The sequence below is a fragment of the Erwinia sp. LJJL01 genome, assembly GCF_047300805.2.
In the GTDB taxonomy this organism is placed as follows: Bacteria; Pseudomonadota; Gammaproteobacteria; order Enterobacterales; family Enterobacteriaceae; genus Erwinia; species Erwinia aphidicola.
In genome coordinates, this window is sequence record NZ_CP178576.1 from 1,574,692 (window position 1) to 1,595,262 (window position 20,571).

Consider the following 20,571-nt stretch of genomic DNA (forward strand, 5'->3'; position numbering starts at 1 on the left):
GAGGGCGACCGAAAAAGGTCGCCCTCTACCTATATTCCGTGTAGGGGTCGACCTTTTTTTCCGGTCGACCCGTCAATCACGCTTTACAGCCGCACCGGCTTAATCGCCCAGATCTCATCCGCATACTCCTGGATGGTACGATCCGACGAGAAGTAGCCCATATTGGCGATGTTGTGCACCGCACGACGCGTCCACTCCTCCTGATTGCGATACAGCTTATCCACCTCATCCTGCATATCCACATAGCTACGGTAGTCGGCCAGCAGCTGATAGTGGTCGCCAAGACTGACCAGCGAATCAAAGATATTGTGGTAGCGCCCCGGCTCCTGCGGGCTGAATAGCCCGGTAGCGATCTGCGTCAGCGCCTGATGCAGCTCGGCATCTTTCTCATAAAAATCACGCCCGTTGTAGCCGCTGGCGCGCAGCGCCTCCACCTGCGGCGTGGTGTTACCGAAGATAAAGATATTCTCCTCACCGACGTGCTCCTGCATTTCGACATTAGCCCCGTCCAGCGTACCGATAGTGAGCGCGCCGTTAAGCGCAAACTTCATGTTACTGGTGCCGGAAGCCTCGGTGCCCGCCAGCGAAATCTGCTCGGAGAGATCGGCCGCCGGAATAATGATCTGCGCGATACTGACGCCGTAGTTGGGAATAAACACCACCTTCAGCTTGTTCTTCACCTGCGGATCGTTATTGATCACCTGCGCCACGTCGTTGATCAAATGAATAATATGCTTCGCCATAAAGTAAGCCGAGGCGGCTTTCCCGGCGAAGATGTTCACGCGCGGCACCCAGTCGGCGGTCGGGTCCGCTTTGATGCGGTTATAGCGGGTGATGACATGCAGCACGTTGAGCAACTGGCGCTTGTACTCGTGGATACGCTTGATCTGCACATCGAACATCGCGCGCGGATCGATAACGATATCCATCTTCTGACTCACCCAGGCGGCAAGGCGCTTTTTATTCGCCAGCTTGGCGGCGCTGACCTGCTGAATAAACTCCGGGTAGTCGATGTGCTGCTCCAGCTCGGCGAGCTGGCTCAGCTCGGTACGCCAGTTGCGGCCAATGGTGTCATCCAGCACGTCGGAGAGCGCCGGGTTGGCCAGCGCCAGCCAGCGGCGCGGCGTCACGCCGTTGGTTTTGTTGCAGAAGCGGCCGGGGAACAGGGTGGCGAAGTCGGCAAACAGTGACTGCACCATCAGGTTGGAGTGCAGCTCGGAGACGCCGTTGACCTTGTGGCTGACCACCACCGCCAGCCACGCCATGCGAATGCGGCGGCCGTTGTTCTCGTCGATGATCGAAATCCGCGACAGCAGCGCCCAGTCATCCGGGTAATACTCCTGAATGGTCTTCAGGAAGTAGTCGTTAATATCAAAGATGATTTGCAGATGGCGCGGCAGGATCTTGCCGATCATATCCACCGGCCAGGTTTCCAGCGCTTCCTGCATCAGCGTGTGGTTGGTGTAGGAGAACACCTGACAGGTGACTTCGAACGCATCGTCCCAGGTAAATTTGTTCTCGTCGATCAATAAGCGCATCAGCTCGGGGATCGCCAGCACCGGGTGAGTATCGTTGAGGTGCAGCGCGATTTTGTCCGCGAGGTTGTCAAAGGTCTGGTGCATCGCCCAGTGGCGGTGGAGGATATCCTGCACCGTGGCAGACACCAGGAAATACTCCTGGCGCAGGCGCAGCTCGCGGCCTGAGTAGGTGGAGTCATCCGGGTAGAGCACGCGCGACACGTTCTCAGAGTGGTTTTTATCTTCCACCGCCGCGAAGTAATCCCCCTGGTTAAACTTACCGAGGTTAATTTCATTACTCGCCTGCGCGCCCCACAGCCGCAGCGTGTTGGTAGCATCGGTGTCGTAGCCGGGGATAATCTGGTCATACGCGGTCGCCAGCACCTCTTCGGTTTCCACCCAGCGGGCGCGGCTGCCCTCCTGCTGGATACGCCCGCCGAAGCGCACTTTGTAGCGGGTGTTAAAGCGCTCGAACTCCCACGGATTACCGTACTCCAGCCAGTAGTCCGGCGACTCGGCCTGGCGGCCGTCGACGATATTCTGCTTAAACATGCCGTATTCGTAGCGGATGCCGTAGCCGCGCCCCGGCAGGCCGAGGGTTGCCAGCGAGTCGAGGAAGCAGGCCGCCAGGCGGCCCAAACCGCCGTTGCCCAGGCCGGGGTCGCTCTCTTCTTCAATCAGCTCTTCGAGGTCAAACCCCATCTCATCAAGCGCCGCTTTGGCATCGTCATAGATACCCATCGCCAGCAGCGCATTCGACAGCGTGCGCCCGACCAGAAACTCCATCGACAGGTAGTATACCTGGCGCACGTCCTGCGACAGCTGCGCACGGTTTGATCGCAGCCAGCGCTCCACCATGCGGTCTCGCACCGCCAGCAGCGTGGCGTTAAGCCACTCATGCTTGTTGGCGATTGAGGGATCTTTACCGATGGTGAACATCAGTTTATAGGCAATCGAGTGCTTAAGTGCATCTACGCTGAGCGTCGGGGAGGCGTAGGAGAAAGGTGCGTTCATATCAATTTTCCCATTTACTGGTTACAACAAACGTTGATAGAGATCGCGGTAGGCCACCGCAGCCACCTGCCAGCTAAAATCCATCCCCATCGCCTGACGCTGAACGTAGCGCCACAATGAAGGACGGGACCAGAGTACAAAAGCACGTCGGATAGCACGCAGTAATGACCAGGCGTTACTGTCTTCAAATACAAAGCCGCTGGCGATGCCATCGGCTAAATTTTCCAGCGAACTGTCATTGACCGTGTCGGCCAGCCCCCCGGTGCGCCGCACCAGCGGAAGCGTGCCGTATTTCAGGCCATAGAGCTGCGTTAGCCCGCACGGTTCAAAACGGCTCGGCACCATTATCACATCGGCACCGCCCATGATGCGGTGCGAGAACGCTTCGTGATAGCCAATCTGCACCCCCACCTGGCCGGGATACTCGGCGGCAGCGGCGAGGAATCCCTGCTGGATATCCGCATCCCCCGCCCCCAGCAGCACCAGTTGTCCACCCTGCTCCAGCAGTCCGGGCAGCGCTTCCAGCACCAGGTCGAGACCTTTCTGCTTGGTCAGGCGGCTGACCACGGCGAAGACCGGCACTTTATCGTCGGTCTTCAACCCCATCGTCACCTGCAGCTGGCGCTTATTCTCCTGCTTCGCTTCCAGTACGTCACGGTTATAACGTGCGCTTAACAATAAATCCTGCTGCGGGTCCCAGATTTCCGGGTCGACACCGTTCAGGATCCCCGTCAGCCTGCCCTCCAGCTGACGCTGTTTGAGCAGATCTTCCATGCCGTAACCGAACTCCGGCAGGGTTATCTCGCGCGCGTAGGTCGGGCTGACGGCGGTAATGTGATCGGCGTAAAACAGCCCGGCTTTCAGGTAGGAGATCTGACCAAAGAACTCCAGCCCGTGCATATTGAAGAACGACTGCGGCAGCTGAATTTCTTCCAGGTGGTGCGCTTTAAACAGCCCCTGATAGGCGAGGTTGTGCACGGTAAACACCGACTTCGCCGGGCGCCCGCGAGCGGCCAGATAGGCACAGGTCAGGCCAGCATGCCAGTCATGCGCGTGCACCACATCGGGCCGCCAGTGGCTATCCAGCCCGCAGCCCAGTTCACACCCCACCCACCCTAACAGCGCAAAGCGCAGGTAGTTATCGGTATAGGCAAACTGCGACTCATCGTGATACGGGCTGCCGGGCCGCTCGTACAGGCCCGGCGCATCGATCAGGTAGATCCCCACCCCATTGAAGTGCCCAAACAGCAGCTCAACTTCGCCCGCAAAAGTTTGCATCTTCGCCACCACCTCGGTGTTGGGGATGCCTTTTTTCAGCGCCGGAAACGCTGGAATTAATACCCGGGTATCGGTGCCTTCCGCAATTTGCGCCGCCGGTAATGCCCCAACAACATCAGCAAGCCCGCCGGTTTTCAGCAGCGGGAAAATTTCTGAACAGACATGTAACACCTGCATTATCGGCTCCTTTATTCAAGCACATACCTGACTAACGCCATCCGAGCTTCGCCAGCATCGTCCGGGTGACCAGCACTATTCCTTCTTCAGACCGGTGGAAACGTCGGGCATCATCGTCCGGGTTTTCGCCAATCACCGTCCCTTCTGGCAGCTCGCAGGCGCGGTCAATCACGCAGCGGCGCAGGCGGCAGGAGCGACCCACCACCACGTCCGGCAGTAATACCGACGACTCAATATTGCAGAAGGAGTTAATCCGAACCCGTGAGAACAGCACCGAGTTCACTACCACCGAACCGGAGATAATGCAGCCCCCCGATACCAGTGAATTCATCGTCATACCGTGACTGCCCGAGCGGTCCTGCACAAACTTGGCCGGCGGCAGCGGCTCCATATGGGTACGGATAGGCCAGCTGCTGTCGTACATGTCCAGCTCAGGCATTACCGAGGCAAGATCGAGGTTAGCTTTCCAGTAGGCCTCCAGCGTGCCGACGTCGCGCCAGTAAGGTTCTGCCGTCTCATCCTGCTGCACGCAGGAGAGGCTGAAGGAGTGTGCGAACGCCTCACCGCTGGCAACGATTTTCGGCAGCAGATCTTTGCCAAAATCGTGATTCGACTCCGGCAGCTCCATGTCATCTTCCAGCAGCCCGTAAAGGTAGTCGGCATCAAAGACGTAGATGCCCATGCTGGCTAAGGCTTTGCTGTCATCGCCGGGCATCGACGGCGGGCTGTCCGGTTTCTCAAGGAATTCGACCACTTTGTTGTCGTCATCCACCTTCATCACGCCAAAGGCGCTGGCCTCATGCAGCGGCACCGGCAGGCAGGCGATGGTGCAGCGCGCGCCGCTGTCGACGTGGTCGATCAGCATGCGCGAGTAGTCCATCTTGTAGATGTGGTCCCCGGCGAGGATCACGATGTACTTGGCGCGATAGCGGCGGATGATATCGAGGTTCTGCGTCACCGCATCCGCCGTGCCGCGATACCAGTGTTCCGTCGACAGGCGCTGCTGGGCGGGCAGCAGGTCGACAAACTCATTCATCTCTTCATTGAGGAAAGACCAGCCGCGCTGGATATGCTGCACCAGCGTATGCGACTGATATTGGGTGATCACCGCGATGCGCCGGATGCCGGAGTTCAGGCAGTTGGAGAGCGCAAAGTCGATGATGCGGAATTTACCGCCGAAGTGAACGGCGGGCTTAGCGCGTTTGGCAGTCAGGTCTCTTAAGCGCGTTCCGCGACCGCCAGCGAGGATCAGGGCGACAGTTTGGGTTGGCAATTGTCTTGCCAGCATGACAGGGTCGTTCTTATCTAATTTGCTCATGTCTGACTCCTATTTATGATTGTTTCTGGAACACGCACACACCGTGCGCGGCTCCATGCCAGACAGTTAACAGAATCGGGTTATCATCCCCGGCGAAGGGAGGAATGGCATGCCATTGCCCCTGAGGTAACACCAGGTCGCACACTTCTTCGGTGGCGTTGCAGGTTATCAACCAATGCTGTGAAAGCCGGATCTGCAAACGGTGCACACCCTGCTCCCACTCCGCAGCGCTGAGCGGCAGCCCCTGGCTGTTCAGCCACTCAACGTTGCCATCTCCCTCCTGCCACCAGCTATCCTGCTGCAGCGCCGGGATGCGGCGACGCAGATGGATCAAAGCGGCAGTGAAGGCAAATAAACCGCGGTCTTGCCGCTGCCAGTCCAGCCACGTCAGTGGGTTGTCCTGGCAATAGGCATTATTATTTCCGTGCTGGCTGTGGCCGTGTTCGTCCCCGGCCAGCAGCATCGGCGTTCCCTGCGCCAGCAGCAGGGTGGTCAGCAGCGCATGCACGCTGCGCCGCCGATGCTCGGTAACCAGCAACGGTGCATGCAAGCCTTCCACGCCGTGGTTGTGGCTGAAATTGCTGTTACTGCCGTCGCGGTTATCCTCGCCGTTGGCCTCGTTATGCTTTTGCCCGTAGCTGACCACATCACGCAGCGTAAAGCCGTCGTGCGCGGTGATCAGATTGATGCTGCTGGAGGGCTGGCGCTGGGCGCGCTGGAACACATCGCTGGACCCGGCAAAGCGGCGGGCGAAATCGCCGTTGGAGAGGTCGCCGTGCAGCCAGTAGCGCCGCGCCGCATCGCGAAAATGGTCGTTCCACTCGGCAAACGGTGGCGGGAAATTACCCACCTGGTAGCCGCCGGGGCCGATGTCCCACGGTTCGGCAATCAGCTTGCAGGCCGAGAGCAGCGGATCGGCGACGATCGCCTGGAACAGCGGCGCATCCGCCCGGTAGTCCGGCGTGCGCCCCAGCACGGTGGCGAGGTCGAACCGAAAACCGTCGATATGGCACTCCTCCACCCAATAGCGCAGGCAGTCGAGCGCCCACGCCATCACCGCAGGGTGGCTGAGGTTCTGCGTGTTGCCGCAGCCGGTCCAGTTGCGGTACTCGCCCTGCTCGTCCAGCCAGTAATAGCTCTGGTTATCGATGCCGCGCATTGACAGGGTCGGGCCGGTCTCTTCCAGCTCGGCGGTATGGTTGAACACCACGTCGAGGATCACTTCAATCCCCGCTTTGTGCAGCGCTTTCACCGCCTGCTGAAATTCACGCCTGGGGTGCAGCTCATTACGCCCGGAAGCGTAGCGCGCCTCCAGCGCATAGCAGGCCAGCGGGTTGTAGCCCCAGTAGTTGCTTAAGCCCTGGCGCAGCAGGCGCGGCTCGCTGGCGAAGCTGGCGACGGGCAGCAGTTCGAGGGTGGTAATGCCGAGGCGCTTGAAATAGTCAATCATCACCGGATGACCCAGCGCAGCGTAGGTGCCGCGGATCGCTTCCGGCAGCTCAGGATGGAGTTTAGTCAGCCCACGCACGTGCGCCTCATAAATCACCGTGCTGCCCCAGGGTATGCGTGGCGCGACATCATCTTCCCAGTCGAAATCATTCGCCAGCACCACGCTTTTCGGTGCCAGCGGCCCGCTGTCAGTCGGGTCTGGCTGCTGCACGCCACACTGGAAACACGGGTGGTCAGTCACCTCGCCCACCACTTCGCACGCTCGCGGATCGAGCAGCAGCTTAGCCGGGTTAAAGCGCTGGCCGATCTGCGGCTGCCAGGGGCCGTGTACCCGGTAGCCGTAGCGCTGACCGGGGCGCACGGCGGGCAGATAGCCGTGCCAGATATCCCCGCTGCGCGCCGGCAGATCAACGCGGGTTTCGCTACCGGCAGCATCAAACAGGCACAGCTCCACGCGCTCGGCGTGCTGCGAAAACAGGGTGAAGTTCACCCCTCTGCCATCATAGCTGGCCCCCTGCGGAAAGGGCTCACCGCTGCGGATGGGCGTCATTCAGCCTCCCGCACCAGCCACAGCGTAGCGAGCGGCGGCAGCGTTATGCTCAGCGAGTGGCTGCGGTTATGGCTGCCCCAGTCGTCGGTGATGAGGGTGCCTAGATTGCCATTGTTACTGCCGTGATAGTGGCCGGAATCGGTATTCAGCACTTCACGCCAGCGCCCGGCACCAGACACCCCGAAGCGGTAGTCGTAACGCGGCACGGGAGTAAAGTTGCTGGCGACGATCAGCTCATTGCCGTCGCGGTCGCGGCGCACAAAGACAAATACCGAGTTATCAAAATCATCCACCACCAGCCACTCAAAACCGGCCGGGTCGAAATCCAGCTGATAGAGCGGCGGGTTAGCCTGATAGGTGTGGTTGAGGTCGCGCACCAGCCGCTGCACGCCGTTGTGCCAGCCGTCCTCGCCCTCCAGCAGATGCCAGTCCAGGCTGGTGTCGTGGTTCCACTCTTTCCCCTGGGCGAACTCGTTGCCCATAAACAGCAGCTTTTTGCCGGGGAAGCCGAACATCCAGCCGTAATAGGCGCGCAGGTTAGCGAACTTCTGCCAGGCATCGCCCGGCATGCGGTCGAGGATCGAGCGCTTGCCGTGGACCACTTCATCGTGCGACAGCGGCAGCACAAAGTTTTCGGTGTAGTTGTAGAGCATGCCGAAGGTCATCAGGTCGTGATGATGGCGGCGATAAATCGGGTCGAGCGACATATAGTCGAGAGTGTCGTGCATCCAGCCGAGGTTCCACTTAAACCAGAAGCCCAGCCCACCCATCTCCTGCGGTCGCGACACGCCGCCAAAATCGGTCGACTCCTCCGCCACGGTAATTGAGCCGGGCGCGGCGTGGCCCAGCGTGCGGTTGGTGTAGCGCAGGAAAGAGATTGCTTCAAGATTCTCGCGCCCGCCAAGGTGGTTTGGCACCCACTCACCTTCGGCGCGGCTGTAGTCGCGATAGATCATCGATGCCACGGCATCCACGCGCAGCCCGTCGATGCCGAAACGCTCCACCCAGTAGAGTGCATTGCCCGCCAGATAGTTGCTGACCTCGCGGCGCCCAAAGTTATAGATCAGCGTGTTCCAGTCCTGGTGAAAGCCTTCACGCGGGTCGCCGTGCTCGTACAGCTCGGTGCCGTCAAACTTCGCCAGGCCAAAATCATCGGATGGAAAGTGGCCCGGCACCCAGTCGAGCAGCACGTTCAGCCCGGCCTGGTGCGCGGCGGTAATAAACTCACGGAACTCGTCGCGGGTGCCAAAGCGGCGCGTCGGCGCATACATTCCCAGCGGCTGGTAGCCCCAGCTGCCGTCGAACGGATGCTCATTGATCGGCAGTAGTTCAAGGTGGGTGAAGCCCATCTCTTTAACATAGGGCACCAGCTGCTCAGCCAGCTCTTTGTAGCTGAGCCAGAAGTGGTTATCGGTGTGACGACGCCAGGAGCCGAGGTGAACCTCGTATATCGAGATGGGTGCATCAAAGCCGTTGGCGCGCTGACGCTCCGGCGAGAGCGTGGTTTTTTCCGGAATACCGCAGATCATCGAGGCCGTTTGCGGGCGCATCTGCGCTTCAAAGGCATACGGGTCAGCCTTCAGCCGCAGCTGGCCGTCTTTGTCGATGATCTCAAATTTATACAGCTGCCCGGTGCGGGCGGCGGGGACAAACAGTTCCCAGACGCCAATTTCCCGCCGCAGGCGCATCGGATGGCGGCGGCCGTCCCAAAAGTTAAACTCGCCGACCACCGAGACGCGCTGCGCGTTCGGCGCCCACACCGCAAAGCGCGTGCCGATCACCCCATCAATGACGTCGGCATGTGCCCCCATGGTTTCGTAGGGACGCAGGTGCGTGCCTTCCGCCAGCAGCCAGCTGTCCATTTCCGGCAGCAGTGGGCCAAAGCGGTAGGCATCATCAATCAGGTTTTGCTCGCCGTGCCAGGTGACGGCAAGCTGATAGCGAAAGGGATTTTTCCGGCGCGGTACCACGCCATGAAAGAAACCGCGTGCGTCCTGGCACTCCAGCTGCACGCACTTTTGCCCGGTACGGGTATCGATCACCCAAACTTCAGTGGCATCCGGCAACAGGGCGCGCACTTCAAGACCGCTTGCGGTCTGGTGCATACCCAGCAGGGAAAAGGGGTCAGCAAAATGACCAGAAACTAATGCATTGATAACATTGCGATCTACAAGCTCTGACATGACTTTCTTCCCGTGATGGTCGGCAGGCGAAAATTAAGCCAGGGAAGGCATAACCCATGCACTGCTCTTCATTGAGCCTAAATCACGCTGGCAGGACCGGACCTTCCCTTGGAAAAAACCGCCGCCGCGCGCAACAAACTAACCGTTCATAAAGCAAAATTATTCTGGGAGAGTGACGTTTTAAGCATAGCCAGGGCACAACAATAACCCTGCCTGAAAGCGTAAATATATTTCTTTCAGATCCACGTTTGTTGTTGTAGAGGCGAGAAGCAGGAAGCTAAGTGCATTCTTAAAAAGGCCGGAGGGCAGCGCCCGTGGCACGGTTAAGATGCTGAAATCTGACGCAGAGGATCGTCAGAAAAGAGATTACGGGTGGATCTGGTTTTAGTGAAAACGCTGGAGCACTAAGATACAGGGTGACATCTTCCCCCGCGTCAAAACGGGGGAAGCGTCACAACTTTTAACCGACCAACAGGCGTAACATGCGGCGCAGCGGCTCGGCCGCGCCCCACAGCAGCTGATCGCCGACGGTGAAGGCAGAGAGATACTCCGGCCCCATGTTCAGCTTACGCAAGCGGCCAACCGGGGTGTTCAGCGTGCCGGTCACGGCGGCTGGGGTCAGTTCACGCATGGAGATCTCACGGTCGTTCGGCACCACTTTCACCCATTCGTTGTGCGAAGCCAGCATCTGCTCAATTTCGCCCAGCGGCACATCTTTTTTCAGCTTCAGCGTAAAGGCCTGGCTGTGGCAGCGCAGCGCACCGACGCGGACGCAAAGGCCATCCACTGGGATCACGCTGCTGGTACGCAGAATTTTGTTGGTTTCCGCCTGCCCTTTCCACTCTTCACGCGTCTGGCCGTTATCCAGCTGCTTGTCGATCCATGGGATCAGGCTGCCCGCCAGCGGCACGCCGAAGTTATCGGTTGGCAGCACGCCGGTGCGGCTCAGCTCGGTGACTTTGCGTTCAATATCGAGGATGGCAGAAGCCGGGTCCTGCAGCTCTTTCGCCACGTGATTGTGCAGCATGCCCATCTGGGTCAACAGCTCGCGCATATGGCGCGCGCCGCCGCCGGAAGCCGCCTGATAGGTCGCCACTGACGCCCACTCAATCAGATTGTTTTCAAACAGGCCGCCCAGCGACATCAGCATCAGGCTGACGGTGCAGTTGCCGCCGACGAAGGTTTTAATCCCTTTATCGAGGCCGTCGTGGATCACCTTATGGTTGACCGGGTCGAGGATGATAATGGCATCATCTTTCATGCGCAGAGTGGAAGCCGCATCAATCCAGTAGCCATTCCAGCCCGCCGCGCGCAGCTTAGGGTAGATGTCGCTGGTGTAATCGCCACCCTGGCAGGTGATGATGATATCCAGCGCCTTCAGCGCTTCAATATCAAACGCATCCTGCAGCGTGCCTGCCGGGCGCCCGCCAAACTCCGGCGCGGCCTGGCCGTGCTGAGAAGTAGAAAAGAATACCGGGCGGATCACATCAAAATCGCGCTCTTCACTCATGCGCTGCATCAGTACCGAGCCAACCATGCCACGCCAACCTACCAGTCCAACTGTCTTCATCATGCACCTGCTTCAGGCTACTTTACTTGCCATTTTGCCTCCCGGCAGTGCGCGCAATCCTCACGTACTACAGTACGCTGCGGTTGCTGTGCGCTGGCGGTAAGCAAACTGGCTGCGCCAGTAACGCCTGACCTGTTAGAGTTAATAAAAGAAATAGGGTTAAACCTTACAAGGTGCAGCAAAAGTGGCAAGTGAATTAAATCGATTAAGCCGGTTTTTTTAGCAGCTACGCTTATAACGCGTGAGCATTGATAATTAAAGAGAACAACGACGATGACCGAAATGATCTCGGCGACGATATTATTGTTGCTGATTATGGACCCGCTGGGCAATTTGCCGATTTTTATGTCGGTATTAAAGCATCTGGAGCCGAAACGTCGACGCATGGTGCTGATGCGCGAAATGCTGATTGCGCTGCTGATTATGCTGCTGTTCCTGTTCGCCGGGGAAAAAATACTTAGCTTCCTCAACCTGCGTACGGAAACGGTGTCGATCTCCGGGGGGATAATTCTGTTTCTGATTGCGATTAAGATGATCTTCCCCGGTCAGGAGAGCAGCAGCAGCGGATTATCCGCAGGTGAAGAGCCGTTCCTGGTACCGCTGGCGATCCCGCTGGTGGCCGGGCCGTCCCTGCTGGCGACGCTGATGCTGCTGTCGCACCAGTATCCGCATCAGATGGGTCATCTGGTGGGCGCGCTGCTGATAGCCTGGGGCGCTACGGTGGCGATCCTGCTGCTGTCGGGGCTGTTCCTGCGCCTGCTGGGGGATAAAGGCGTGAACGCGCTGGAGAGGCTGATGGGGTTGATTTTGATTATGCTGGCGACGCAGATGTTTATGGATGGGATACGCGCGTATTTGAAACTGTGACGATCGCGGGCGAGGCATGCCTCGCCCCTACGGTTTTGTCCGGGTCGGGCATGCCTCGCCCCTGCGGTTTTGTCCGGGTCGGGCATGCCTCGCCCCTGCGGTTTTGTCCGGGTCGGGCATGCCTCGCCCCTACGGTTTTGTCCGGGTCGGGCATGCCTCGCCCCAGCGGTTTTGTACGGGTCGGGTATGCCTCGCCCCTGCGGTTTTGTACGGGTCGGGCATGCCTCGCCCCAGCGGTTTTGTACGGGTCGGGTATGCCTCGCCCCTGCGGTTTTGTAGGGGGCGGGCATGCCCGACCCGCAACATCAATTACGACAACAGTTCAAAGGCAATCATGCCGATAATCGCGCCGACGGTACCGAGGATAGTTTCCATCAGCGTCCAGGTTTTCAACGTCTGTGCTTCGGTGGCGCCGGTAAAGCGGCCAAACAGCCAGAAACCGGCATCGTTGACGTGGCTACAGATAATCGAGCCCCCGGCAATACAGATCGACAGCGCGGCAAGCTGCGCGCCCGAGTAGTGCAGCGGTTCGATCACCGGCATAATCAGGCCCACGGCGGTCAGGCAGGCTACGGTCGCCGAGCCCTGAATAATGCGCACCGCACCGGACAGCACAAAGCACGCCAGCGCTACTGGCAGACCGGCTCCGGTCAGCGCATTCCCCAGCGCCGGACCCACGCCGGAATCCACCAGCACCTGCTTGAACACGCCACCCGCACCGATCACCAGCAGGATAATGCCCGCCGGCTGCAGCGCCGCGCCGCAAATCTGCATCACGCGCTCTTTATCCATACCCTGACGATAAGCCAGGCCATAAATCGCCACCAGGCAGGCCAGCAGGATCGCCGTAAACGGGTGGCCGATAAACTCCAGCCACTCGTACAGGCTGGTGCCCGGCGCGGTAAAGCGCGCACCGATGGTTTTCAGCCCGACCAGGATCAGCGGGAACAGGATCAGCGACAGGCTGAAGCCAAATGAGGGCAGCTTGCTCTCGTCAAACTCCGGGTGCTCGCCCTCTTCGGGCACGCCGAACTCAACGTGCTGGCTGATAAAGCGACCAAACAGCGGCCCGGCAATCAGCATCCCCGGAATAGCGGCGCACAGCCCCAGCAGGATCATCCAGCCAAAGTCCGCGTGCATCTGGGAAGCCAGCAGCATCGGCGCAGGCCCCGGCAGCAGAAATGCCGCGGCGGCAGCCACCCCGGCGAACAGCGGAATCACCAGCTTCACCAGGTTATCCCCGGTGCGGCGCGCCACGGCAAACGCGATGCTGATCAGCAGCACCACCGCTACTTCGAAGAACAGCGGCAGTGCGCAGATCAGACCGGCAATGCCCATGGCGTAGTGCGCCCGGCTTTCGCCAAAGGTTTTCAGCATGCGGATGGCGATCTGATCGACCGCGCCGGTTTCGTGCAGGATTTTACCGAACATCGCGCCCAGCGCGACGACAATAGCGAGGAATCCGAGCGTGCCGCCCATGCCTTTCTGCATGGTATCGGCGATTTTATCCAGCGGCATCCCGGAGAACAGCCCGGCGCCGATCGAGACCAGCATCAGCGCCACAAAGGCGTGCATTCGCGCCTTCATCACTAAAAACAGCAGCAGCAGGACCGATCCGGCTGCGGTTAACACCAGCGTTGCAGTACTCATGACACCCTACTTAGTTTTGGCGATCGCACCATCAATGGTTTTGAGCGTTGCCGCAACAACCTCATCCAGCGTCTGATTAATATCGACGACCAGCACGTCATGCTCATCACTGCCCGGCTCTTCCAGGGTGGCGAACTGCGTCACCAGCATCTGTGGCTTGAAGAAGTGGCCTTTGCGCGCGCGCAGGCGGGATTCAATGGTATCGAAATCGCCCTGCAGATAGACGAAGGAGAGGTTCTGATTCCCTTTGCGCAGGATGTCGCGATAACTTTTTTTCAACGCCGAGCAGACAATCAGCGACACGCTGTTGGTGCGCTGCATGGCAAAGGCCGCATCGTTGATCGACTGCAGCCACGGGCGGCGGTCATCATCATTCAGCGGATGGCCTTCGGACATTTTTTCGATATTGGCGCGCGGATGCAGGAAATCGCCATCGAGGAATGCCGCTTGCAGCTGGTGCGCGACCGCATTGGCAACGGCGGACTTGCCGCTGCCGGATACGCCCATCAGGACAAATACGTGATTTGGCGTTGAAGTTGTGTTCATTTTTATCGCTCCGGCAGAGAAGGTGCAGGTGTGTTCGTCCAGTTGTTATCGGTAACATTGTCTGGATGTGCATTGATTATGGCAACAGCTGGCCAGGAAAAAGCTGGTAAATGTGAGGGGGGTCATAAAAACGGAAGAATCAGAGTCGGGGTCGGACATATCCGCCCCGAATAGCTAAACAAGTTATTAAATGCTGCCCCCGGCTGAGATGGTAAAGCCGACATCCACCGGGCGCATATCAACATTCTCGCCACGAATGCGCGCCAGCAGCAGCGCCGCAGACTCGTGCCCCATGCGTTCACGCGGGGTCTGCACCGTCGCCAGCGTCGGGTTGACCACATCAGCAATATCGTGGCCGTGGAAACCGGCAATCGCCATCTGCTGCGGGATCTGCAGCCCCTGGCGCTGGCACTCAAACATCGCCCCGACCGCCAGGTCATCATTGGTACAGAACAGGCTGTCGGTCAGCGGATAGCGCTGTTGCGCCTCGCGCATCAGCATCGCCCCGGCGGAGAACGACGAGGCCGCCTCCATCATCACCGTTTGCGGCTCCAGCCCTGCTTCACGCATCGCCAGCGCGTAGCCCTGCTCTTTCTGCAAGGTACGCTCATCTAGCCGCGCCCCGAGGTAAACCGGGTGACGATGGCCTTTTTGCAGAATGGCGTGGGTCATCTGGCGCGCCGCCTCAACGTTGTCAAAACCGACCGCCATATCCAGGCATGGCGATACGCTGTCCATCATCTCAATCACCGGAATGCCTGCGGTTTCGATCATGCGCAAGCTGGCGGCGGTGTGGGTGCGCTCGGTGAGGATCAGGCCGTCGATATTCCAGCCAAGCAGGGAGCGCAGCTGCAACTCTTCCTTTTCGGCGCTGTAGCCAAAGTGCCCGAGCAGCGTCTGGTAGCCTGCGGCGTCGGTCACCGCTTCAATGCCGCGCAGCACGTCGGCAAACACCTGGTTGGTCAGTGAGGGCAGCAGTACGCCAATGGCGCGGCTGGTGGCGTTGGAAAGCATATCGGGGGCGCGATTGGGGATATAACCCAGCTCATCCAGCGCGGCGGCGATCTTGCCCTGCAGCGCGGCAGAAACCTGATCGGGGTTACGCAGATAGCGGCTAACGGTCATTTTGGTGATGCCTACGCGATCGGCAACGTCCTGTAGTACCGGTCTTTTTTTCTTCATTGGGCTTCAGCTATGCGGACAGAATTATGCTGAGTGTAACAAAAGCGTGGGCAAAAACGACAAAGGGGCGAGGGTCTCGCCCCTTAAAGTGTGACACAGGTTGTAGTTAAACCGGCGGCAGGTCGAACAGCAGGATCTCTGCATCGCTGCTGGCGTTAATCGCCAGGGATTTTTCATCCCAGATAGCGAACGCGTCAGAGGTGGTTGCCGCTTCGCCGTTGACGGTCACATCGCCTTTCACCACCTGGATCCAGATGCGGCGGCCCTCTTCGACCTCAACCACGCCCTCTTCCGCCGCTTTCAGCGCCCAGCGCGACAGGGTCATATCCTGGAACACCTTAAGTGAACCGTCACGCGCATCCGGCGACAGCACCAGCTGGCGGCCCTGCACATCGTCAAAACGGCGCTGTGCATAGCGCGGTTCAATACCGGTGCTTTCCGGGATAATCCAGATCTGGTACAGGTGCAGCGGCACCTCTTTGCTGGCGTTGTACTCAGAGTGACGTACGCCGGTCCCGGCGCTCATAATCTGGAACTCACCCGCCGGGATCTGCTCCTTGTTGCCCATGCTGTCCTGGTGCTCAACGGTCCCGGACAGGACATAGGTGAGGATCTCCATATCTTTATGCGGATGGGTACCAAAACCCTGGCCGCCGTCGATCACATCTTCATTAATCACCCGCAGCGCGGAGAAGCCCATAAAGTTGGCATCGTAGTAATCAGCGAAAGAGAAGGTGTGGTAGCTGTCCAGCCAGCCATGGTTAGCATGACCGCGATCTTGTGCTTTGCGTAAGTAAATCATATTCAATTCTCCTCAACGTTTTGACACAGTCTGAACCTGAAAGGAGGGGGATGATAGCGGAGAAAATTGTCTTCTCTGTTCAAAATATTCGATGGGGTAGGAGGGAGAACTTCAAAGAAACTACCGGAGCAGATGGCAAATCGCAGGCAAAAAAAAGCCAGCACCCGAGCTGGCTAAATAATACTTGGAAGCAATGTGAGCAATGTCGTGCCTTCCCAGCGAGCACCGTAGGCTCTCCTGAAAACGCATGACAATAATAATCATTATCATTCGCACTTGTAAAGCGCTTTGCCGATTATTTTTTACTTGATCTTGCTGGTAAAAACCCTGAATTTAAAGGGGATTCCCGCAAACAAGGAGAGGTAAGATGAGTGAGATTGTCGTCCGTCATGTGGTTGCCGAAGATGCTGTTGCCATCCATCAGCTGTACAGCCAGCCTGAAACCTATGCCGATACGCTACAGCTCCCCCATCCCTCTCTCAAAAAGTGGCAGGAGCGGATTGCGTCGGTGCCTGACGGCGTGCAGATGCTGGTGGCCTGTATCGATAATGAGATTGCAGGCCAGCTGACGCTGGAGGTCAACGGGCGTGCCCGCCGCCGTCATACGGCAACCTTTGGCATCGCGGTGGATGCTCACCAGCGCGGAAAAGGCGTGGGCAAAGCGATGATGCGCACGCTGATCGACCTGTGTGACAACTGGCTCAGCGTCGAACGTATTGAGCTGACGGTGTTTGCCGATAATCAGCATGCCATCGCACTGTATGAACAGTTTGGCTTTGAAACCGAGGGACGCGCCCGCCGCTTTGCGCTGCGCAACGGTCAGCTGGTGGATGCGCTCTACATGGCGCGCTTTCGCGCGTAAACCGTTTTCGTAACGGTATTCGGGCCATTGAAAGGGGAGCGCAGCCGCCCTCCCCTTACTCACAGCGTGACGTTCCTGACCTTTCCCCGCCGCTCAATGCGCAGATTTAGTTCCCCGAGCGGCGTATCAGCCAGCGTGCCACGGATCCACTCCATCTTTTCAGGCAACACTTTGCTGCCGTTAATCTGCAGCAGGACGTCGCCGTTGTGCAGCACGGACGAGGAGAGTGCCCCGGGGGAGTTGGCATAAATTTCCACTCGCCTGGCAAAGTACCGAACGGCCAGGGTGCGCAGCGGGGCCGCCTCATCACGGGTAAAGTGCTGCTGGTTATAGCACAACAGCATTTTGTCCGGGGCCAACAGATAGTCATCAAAGCGCTGCAGAAAGTTCATGCCCAGCCCGTAGTTGCCCCGTTTATCTTCAATCGCCAGCAGCTTCCCCAGCGGCAGCCGATCAAACTGAATCCCGCCCAGCAGATAAGCATCGCTGCGTTCTATTCCGTTCAGCGTGATAACCGGCTGGGTAATGCCGGTCAGGATCGCGCTGCCGAAATGGCCGCGGCTGGCGTGGACGATCTCCTCACCAATCGTGCTCCAGGCCGCCCCGGTGTTCAACGCCATATACAGCGGGCGATCGTGATAGTCCAGCATCAGTTCGGGGCCAAAATCCCAGGCATTGCGATAGGGTACGCAGGCCTGGTAATTGCGGACAGTGAGCGGGTGCTTCCAGACCGTCAGCTGATGATTGCGGTTATCCACTGCCCAGTTGAACTGGCGGTAGAGGTCCTGCCCAATGATGCCATCAATCTGCATCCCGCTGTTCTGGGTGAACGCGCTGAGATCGGCACCCACCCAGGGATCGCTGGCGGGCACCACCTCATTGCCAATCGCCAGCGCCAGCGGCTGCCAGAAACGTATTGACTCGCCTCTCAGCATGCCGCCTGAAGTATTGATGCCGGTGCTCAGGATTTTTTTAGCCAGCTCCGGCAGGAGGTCGTCCGGCGTTTTGCTGGTGATATCGCTGGCGAGACGGTTATCAATCACCATCATCGCGGCGCCGGTATCCAGTAAAAAAGAGTACTGCTTGCCAGCAATAGTCACGGGCACGATCAGCGCATCAGATCGAACTCTCACCGTCAGCAGAGGAACGGGCGACGGTGCATAAATGCTGTCAGCCGATACGGATGAAGCCTGCAACAGCAGCGCGGCTGCAATGCCCCAGAAGTGTGAGAGATATTTCATTACGATCCTTGTCGCGATAAGTCTCTCTGCACATCCATCGTGCAGGATCAGAAGGGTTTCTGAATGCTGTAATTTACGTGAAAAAGGGGAAGTTACGAAATTCAATCGTGCTAATGGCGGTGATATGTCGGGAAAATCGCAAAGGGGCACAGGACGTTGGCCAAACGTCTGAACGGCTCTTTTTGAGGTCTTTTTGAGGTCACCTGCGCATATTGTTAACAAAATGTTGGTGCTAAGGTGGGGATGAGTCAAGGCAATTCACACATACCCTACACCCTTAAACAGACCAGCAAGGCATCATCATGAGCATAAAATTCAACGAGCAGTTTCGTGACAAGGTTTTCGTGGTCACCGGCGGTAATCAGGGGCTGGGCGCAGCCGTCTCTTTATTACTGGCCGAGCGCGGCGCACGCGGTCTGGTGATCTGCGGGCGCAACCAGCAGGCCGGTGCCGCGCAGGTCGATAAGCTGCGCGCTGCGGGCTGTGAAGCCTGGTTTGTCGCCGCCGATTTTAGCGACCCGGCCTCCTGTGAACGGGTGATCGCCGAAGCGGAGAGCCGTTTTGGCACGCTGCACGGGCTGGTTAACTGCGCGGGGATGTCCGACCGCGGCACCATACTCGACACCACGCCGCAGCTTTTTGACGCCATCTTTGCCGTTAACGTCCGCGCGCCGTTCTTTCTGATGCAGGCGGCCATCAGGTTGATGATTGCCAACCACGTTGCAGGCAGCATCGTCAATATCATCACTATGAGCTCCCACGGTGGGCAGAGCTTCCTCACGCCTTATGCGGCCTCCAAAGGTGCGCTGGTTACCCTGACGAAAAACGTCGCCTTCAGCGCGATGCGCAACCGCATTCGCGTCAACGGCCTGAACATCGGCTGGATGGATACGCCGCACGAAGATCAGATCCAGAAGCAGTATCACAACGCCAGCGAGGACTGGCTGGAGAAAGCCGAGCGTGAACAGCCGTTTGGTCGCCTTCTCAAACCGCAGGAGGTGGCGCGCAGCGTGGCATTCCTGCTGTCCGAAGAGTCGGGAATGATGACCGGTGCGATCGTCGACTTCGATCAAAACGTCGTTGGCTGTAGCGATGACGGCGCGGCAAAACCCCAGAATAAACTGGCCCTGTGAGGAACCTGTGATGAACAGTCTCTATCTGACTAAAGAACAGTTATCGGTTGATGATTTTGCCATTGTCTGCGAGCAGACCACCCCGCTGAAAGATTTCCCGCTGGCGCGGAAGGCCGAGCTGGATGTGCTGATCTACCAGCGCGAGGATTTGACCAAAGCCGCCGCCGAGCACCGGCAAACGGTGCTGAGCGAACTGCACCGCGCCCTGTCCTCTGGGCCGGGCGTCTTCGTGGTTAAAGGTCTGTTCAGCGATCTCCCGACGGTGGATCGCAACAGCGCGCTGTTCGAGCAGATCCTGCTCAGTGAGTCTGAAAGCGGCAGCGGCGGGGACCATTTTGCGGCGGCAGGCAATAACGGGCGCATCTGGAATGCTCTGCAGAAAGTCGCCGAGCGCGATGCCGATGCGTTTATTGACTACTACTGTAACCCGCTGCTGGCGCTGATCTGCGAAAGCTGGGTCGGCCCGGGTTATGAGATGACCGCGCAGGTCAATCAGGTGCGCCCCGGCGGCAAAGCCCAGCAGCCGCACCGTGATTATCATCTCGGCTTTCAAAGCAATGAGGTGGTGGAACGCTTCCCGCTGCCGCTGCAGATCCTCTCGCAGTACCTGACGCTTCAGGGCGCGGTGGCACACAGCGATATGCCGGTGGAGTCCGGCCCGACGCAGCTGCTGCCGTGGTCGCATCAGTATCAGGCGGGCTATCTGGCCTGGCGCGATGAGAAGTTTATCGACTATTTCCAGCGCAATGCCATCCAGCTGCCGCTGGAGAAGGGGGACGGGCTGTTCTTCAATCCGGCGCTGTTCCATGCGGCGGGCAGTAACCATACCCACGACCATATCCGCACCGCAAACCTGCTGCAGGTCTCTTCATCCTTTGGCAAAACGATGGAGAAAGTGAACCATATTAAGGTGCTACAGCATATTTACCCGGCGCTGCGCCTGCGCAGAATGTCTGAGGAGCGGATCAATGCGGTGATTGCCGCGGCGGCGGAGGGCTATTCGTTCCCAACCAATCTGGATACCGACCCGCCGGTGGGGGGGCTGGTACCTCAGACTCAGCAGTCGCTGCTGCTGCAGGCACTGCGCGAGAGTTGGGCTCCGAAGCTGTTTAATCAACGGCTGCAAGAGCACCAGCAGAAACGGGAAGCGTAATGCCCTTGTGGGAAATCACCGGCACGGGGCGACTGGAAAAAAGGGTCGCCCCCTACCTCAGATCGGCCTCGCCCGCATC

The 20,571-nt window shown here is 58.7% G+C and carries 15 protein-coding genes; 4 read left to right on the forward strand and 11 right to left on the reverse strand.

Going from position 1 to position 20,571, the window contains the following annotated elements; genetic code table 11:
- Positions 1-83: 83 nt before the first annotated feature.
- The 6 genes from glgP to asd all read right to left on the reverse strand — a co-directional run bounded on the left by glgP (position 84) and on the right by asd (position 11,056).
- Positions 84-2,531 (reverse strand): glycogen phosphorylase, encoded by a 2,448-nt coding sequence (gene glgP, locus ACLI4M_RS08225; protein WP_048917710.1) that lies wholly within the window; start codon positions 2,529-2,531, stop codon positions 84-86.
- 21 nt (positions 2,532-2,552) lie between these two features.
- Positions 2,553-3,986: a glycogen synthase GlgA gene (glgA, locus tag ACLI4M_RS08230; RefSeq protein ID WP_133622531.1), complete on the reverse strand. Its 1,434-nt coding sequence runs from the start codon at positions 3,984-3,986 to the stop codon at positions 2,553-2,555.
- Positions 3,987-4,017: 31 nt separating this feature from the next.
- Positions 4,018-5,304, reverse strand: coding sequence for a glucose-1-phosphate adenylyltransferase (gene glgC, locus ACLI4M_RS08235; protein WP_133622530.1), 1,287 nt, complete (start codon positions 5,302-5,304; stop codon positions 4,018-4,020).
- A 13-nt stretch (positions 5,305-5,317) separates the two neighbouring features.
- Positions 5,318-7,303: a glycogen debranching protein GlgX gene (glgX, locus tag ACLI4M_RS08240; protein ID WP_133622529.1), complete on the reverse strand. Its 1,986-nt coding sequence runs from the start codon at positions 7,301-7,303 to the stop codon at positions 5,318-5,320.
- Positions 7,300-9,486, reverse strand: a complete 2,187-nt coding sequence (glgB, locus tag ACLI4M_RS08245; RefSeq protein WP_133622528.1) for a 1,4-alpha-glucan branching enzyme — start codon at positions 9,484-9,486, stop codon at positions 7,300-7,302. The genes glgX and glgB overlap by 4 nt, the downstream gene beginning before the upstream one ends.
- Before the next feature lie 460 nt (positions 9,487-9,946).
- Positions 9,947-11,056: an aspartate-semialdehyde dehydrogenase gene (gene asd, locus ACLI4M_RS08250; protein WP_133624994.1), complete on the reverse strand. Its 1,110-nt coding sequence runs from the start codon at positions 11,054-11,056 to the stop codon at positions 9,947-9,949.
- A 273-nt stretch (positions 11,057-11,329) separates the two neighbouring features.
- Between asd and ACLI4M_RS08255 the strand changes: the two genes are divergently transcribed.
- Positions 11,330-11,923 (forward strand): YhgN family NAAT transporter, encoded by a 594-nt coding sequence (locus ACLI4M_RS08255; RefSeq protein WP_133622527.1) that lies wholly within the window; start codon positions 11,330-11,332, stop codon positions 11,921-11,923.
- Between the two features lie 309 nt (positions 11,924-12,232).
- Here the strand turns inward: ACLI4M_RS08255 and gntU are convergent, their stop codons facing one another.
- From gntU to ACLI4M_RS08275, 4 genes are all read right to left on the reverse strand, one after another.
- On the reverse strand, positions 12,233-13,573 hold the full coding sequence (gene gntU, locus ACLI4M_RS08260; RefSeq protein WP_062818500.1) for a gluconate transporter: 1,341 nt from the start codon (positions 13,571-13,573) through the stop codon (positions 12,233-12,235).
- Between the two features lie 6 nt (positions 13,574-13,579).
- The gene (gene gntK / locus ACLI4M_RS08265; protein ID WP_062818501.1) at positions 13,580-14,119 is read right to left on the reverse strand and encodes a gluconokinase; all 540 of its coding nucleotides are present in this window, start codon (positions 14,117-14,119) and stop codon (positions 13,580-13,582) included.
- A 186-nt stretch (positions 14,120-14,305) separates the two neighbouring features.
- Complete coding sequence (gene gntR, locus ACLI4M_RS08270) at positions 14,306-15,301, reverse strand: gluconate operon transcriptional repressor GntR (protein WP_048917721.1); 996 nt, start codon at positions 15,299-15,301, stop codon at positions 14,306-14,308.
- 106 nt (positions 15,302-15,407) lie between these two features.
- Entirely contained in the window at positions 15,408-16,103 is a 696-nt protein-coding gene (locus tag ACLI4M_RS08275; protein WP_048917722.1) for a pirin family protein, read from the reverse strand.
- 367 nt (positions 16,104-16,470) lie between these two features.
- Here ACLI4M_RS08275 and ACLI4M_RS08280 point away from each other — a divergent pair, with 367 nt between their 5' ends.
- Positions 16,471-16,965 carry a GNAT family N-acetyltransferase gene (locus tag ACLI4M_RS08280; RefSeq protein WP_048917724.1) on the forward strand — a complete coding sequence of 165 codons (495 nt, stop codon included), beginning with the start codon at positions 16,471-16,473 and terminating at the stop codon, positions 16,963-16,965.
- Between the two features lie 59 nt (positions 16,966-17,024).
- Here the strand turns inward: ACLI4M_RS08280 and ACLI4M_RS08285 are convergent, their stop codons facing one another.
- Complete coding sequence (locus ACLI4M_RS08285) at positions 17,025-18,206, reverse strand: aspartyl protease family protein (RefSeq protein WP_133622526.1); 1,182 nt, start codon at positions 18,204-18,206, stop codon at positions 17,025-17,027.
- Between the two features lie 302 nt (positions 18,207-18,508).
- On the opposite strand from ACLI4M_RS08285, the gene ACLI4M_RS08290 reads away from it, so the two are divergent.
- Both ACLI4M_RS08290 and ACLI4M_RS08295 read left to right on the forward strand, forming a co-directional pair.
- Positions 18,509-19,339: an SDR family oxidoreductase gene (locus tag ACLI4M_RS08290; RefSeq protein ID WP_099754385.1), complete on the forward strand. Its 831-nt coding sequence runs from the start codon at positions 18,509-18,511 to the stop codon at positions 19,337-19,339.
- 10 nt (positions 19,340-19,349) lie between these two features.
- Positions 19,350-20,492 (forward strand): phytanoyl-CoA dioxygenase family protein, encoded by a 1,143-nt coding sequence (locus ACLI4M_RS08295; RefSeq protein WP_048917727.1) that lies wholly within the window; start codon positions 19,350-19,352, stop codon positions 20,490-20,492.
- Positions 20,493-20,571: the final 79 nt, after the last annotated feature.

What these genes read in the sequence shown, in the direction of transcription:
- glgC (WP_133622530.1), bottom strand. Translation starts at nt 5,304, where the DNA reads ATGAGCAAATTAGATAAGAACGACCCTGTCATGCTGGCAAGACAATTG.
- ACLI4M_RS08255 (WP_133622527.1), top strand. Translation starts at nt 11,330, where the DNA reads ATGACCGAAATGATCTCGGCGACGATATTATTGTTGCTGATTATGGAC.
- gntK (WP_062818501.1), bottom strand. Translation starts at nt 14,119, where the DNA reads ATGAACACAACTTCAACGCCAAATCACGTATTTGTCCTGATGGGCGTA.
- ACLI4M_RS08285 (WP_133622526.1), bottom strand. Translation starts at nt 18,206, where the DNA reads ATGAAATATCTCTCACACTTCTGGGGCATTGCAGCCGCGCTGCTGTTG.
- ACLI4M_RS08280 (WP_048917724.1), top strand. Translation starts at nt 16,471, where the DNA reads ATGAGTGAGATTGTCGTCCGTCATGTGGTTGCCGAAGATGCTGTTGCC.
- glgX (WP_133622529.1), bottom strand. Translation starts at nt 7,303, where the DNA reads ATGACGCCCATCCGCAGCGGTGAGCCCTTTCCGCAGGGGGCCAGCTAT.
- glgB (WP_133622528.1), bottom strand. Translation starts at nt 9,486, where the DNA reads ATGTCAGAGCTTGTAGATCGCAATGTTATCAATGCATTAGTTTCTGGT.
- ACLI4M_RS08290 (WP_099754385.1), top strand. Translation starts at nt 18,509, where the DNA reads ATGAGCATAAAATTCAACGAGCAGTTTCGTGACAAGGTTTTCGTGGTC.
- ACLI4M_RS08275 (WP_048917722.1), bottom strand. Translation starts at nt 16,103, where the DNA reads ATGATTTACTTACGCAAAGCACAAGATCGCGGTCATGCTAACCATGGC.
- ACLI4M_RS08295 (WP_048917727.1), top strand. Translation starts at nt 19,350, where the DNA reads ATGAACAGTCTCTATCTGACTAAAGAACAGTTATCGGTTGATGATTTT.
- gntR (WP_048917721.1), bottom strand. Translation starts at nt 15,301, where the DNA reads ATGAAGAAAAAAAGACCGGTACTACAGGACGTTGCCGATCGCGTAGGC.
- asd (WP_133624994.1), bottom strand. Translation starts at nt 11,056, where the DNA reads ATGAAGACAGTTGGACTGGTAGGTTGGCGTGGCATGGTTGGCTCGGTA.
- glgA (WP_133622531.1), bottom strand. Translation starts at nt 3,986, where the DNA reads ATGCAGGTGTTACATGTCTGTTCAGAAATTTTCCCGCTGCTGAAAACC.
- glgP (WP_048917710.1), bottom strand. Translation starts at nt 2,531, where the DNA reads ATGAACGCACCTTTCTCCTACGCCTCCCCGACGCTCAGCGTAGATGCA.
- gntU (WP_062818500.1), bottom strand. Translation starts at nt 13,573, where the DNA reads ATGAGTACTGCAACGCTGGTGTTAACCGCAGCCGGATCGGTCCTGCTG.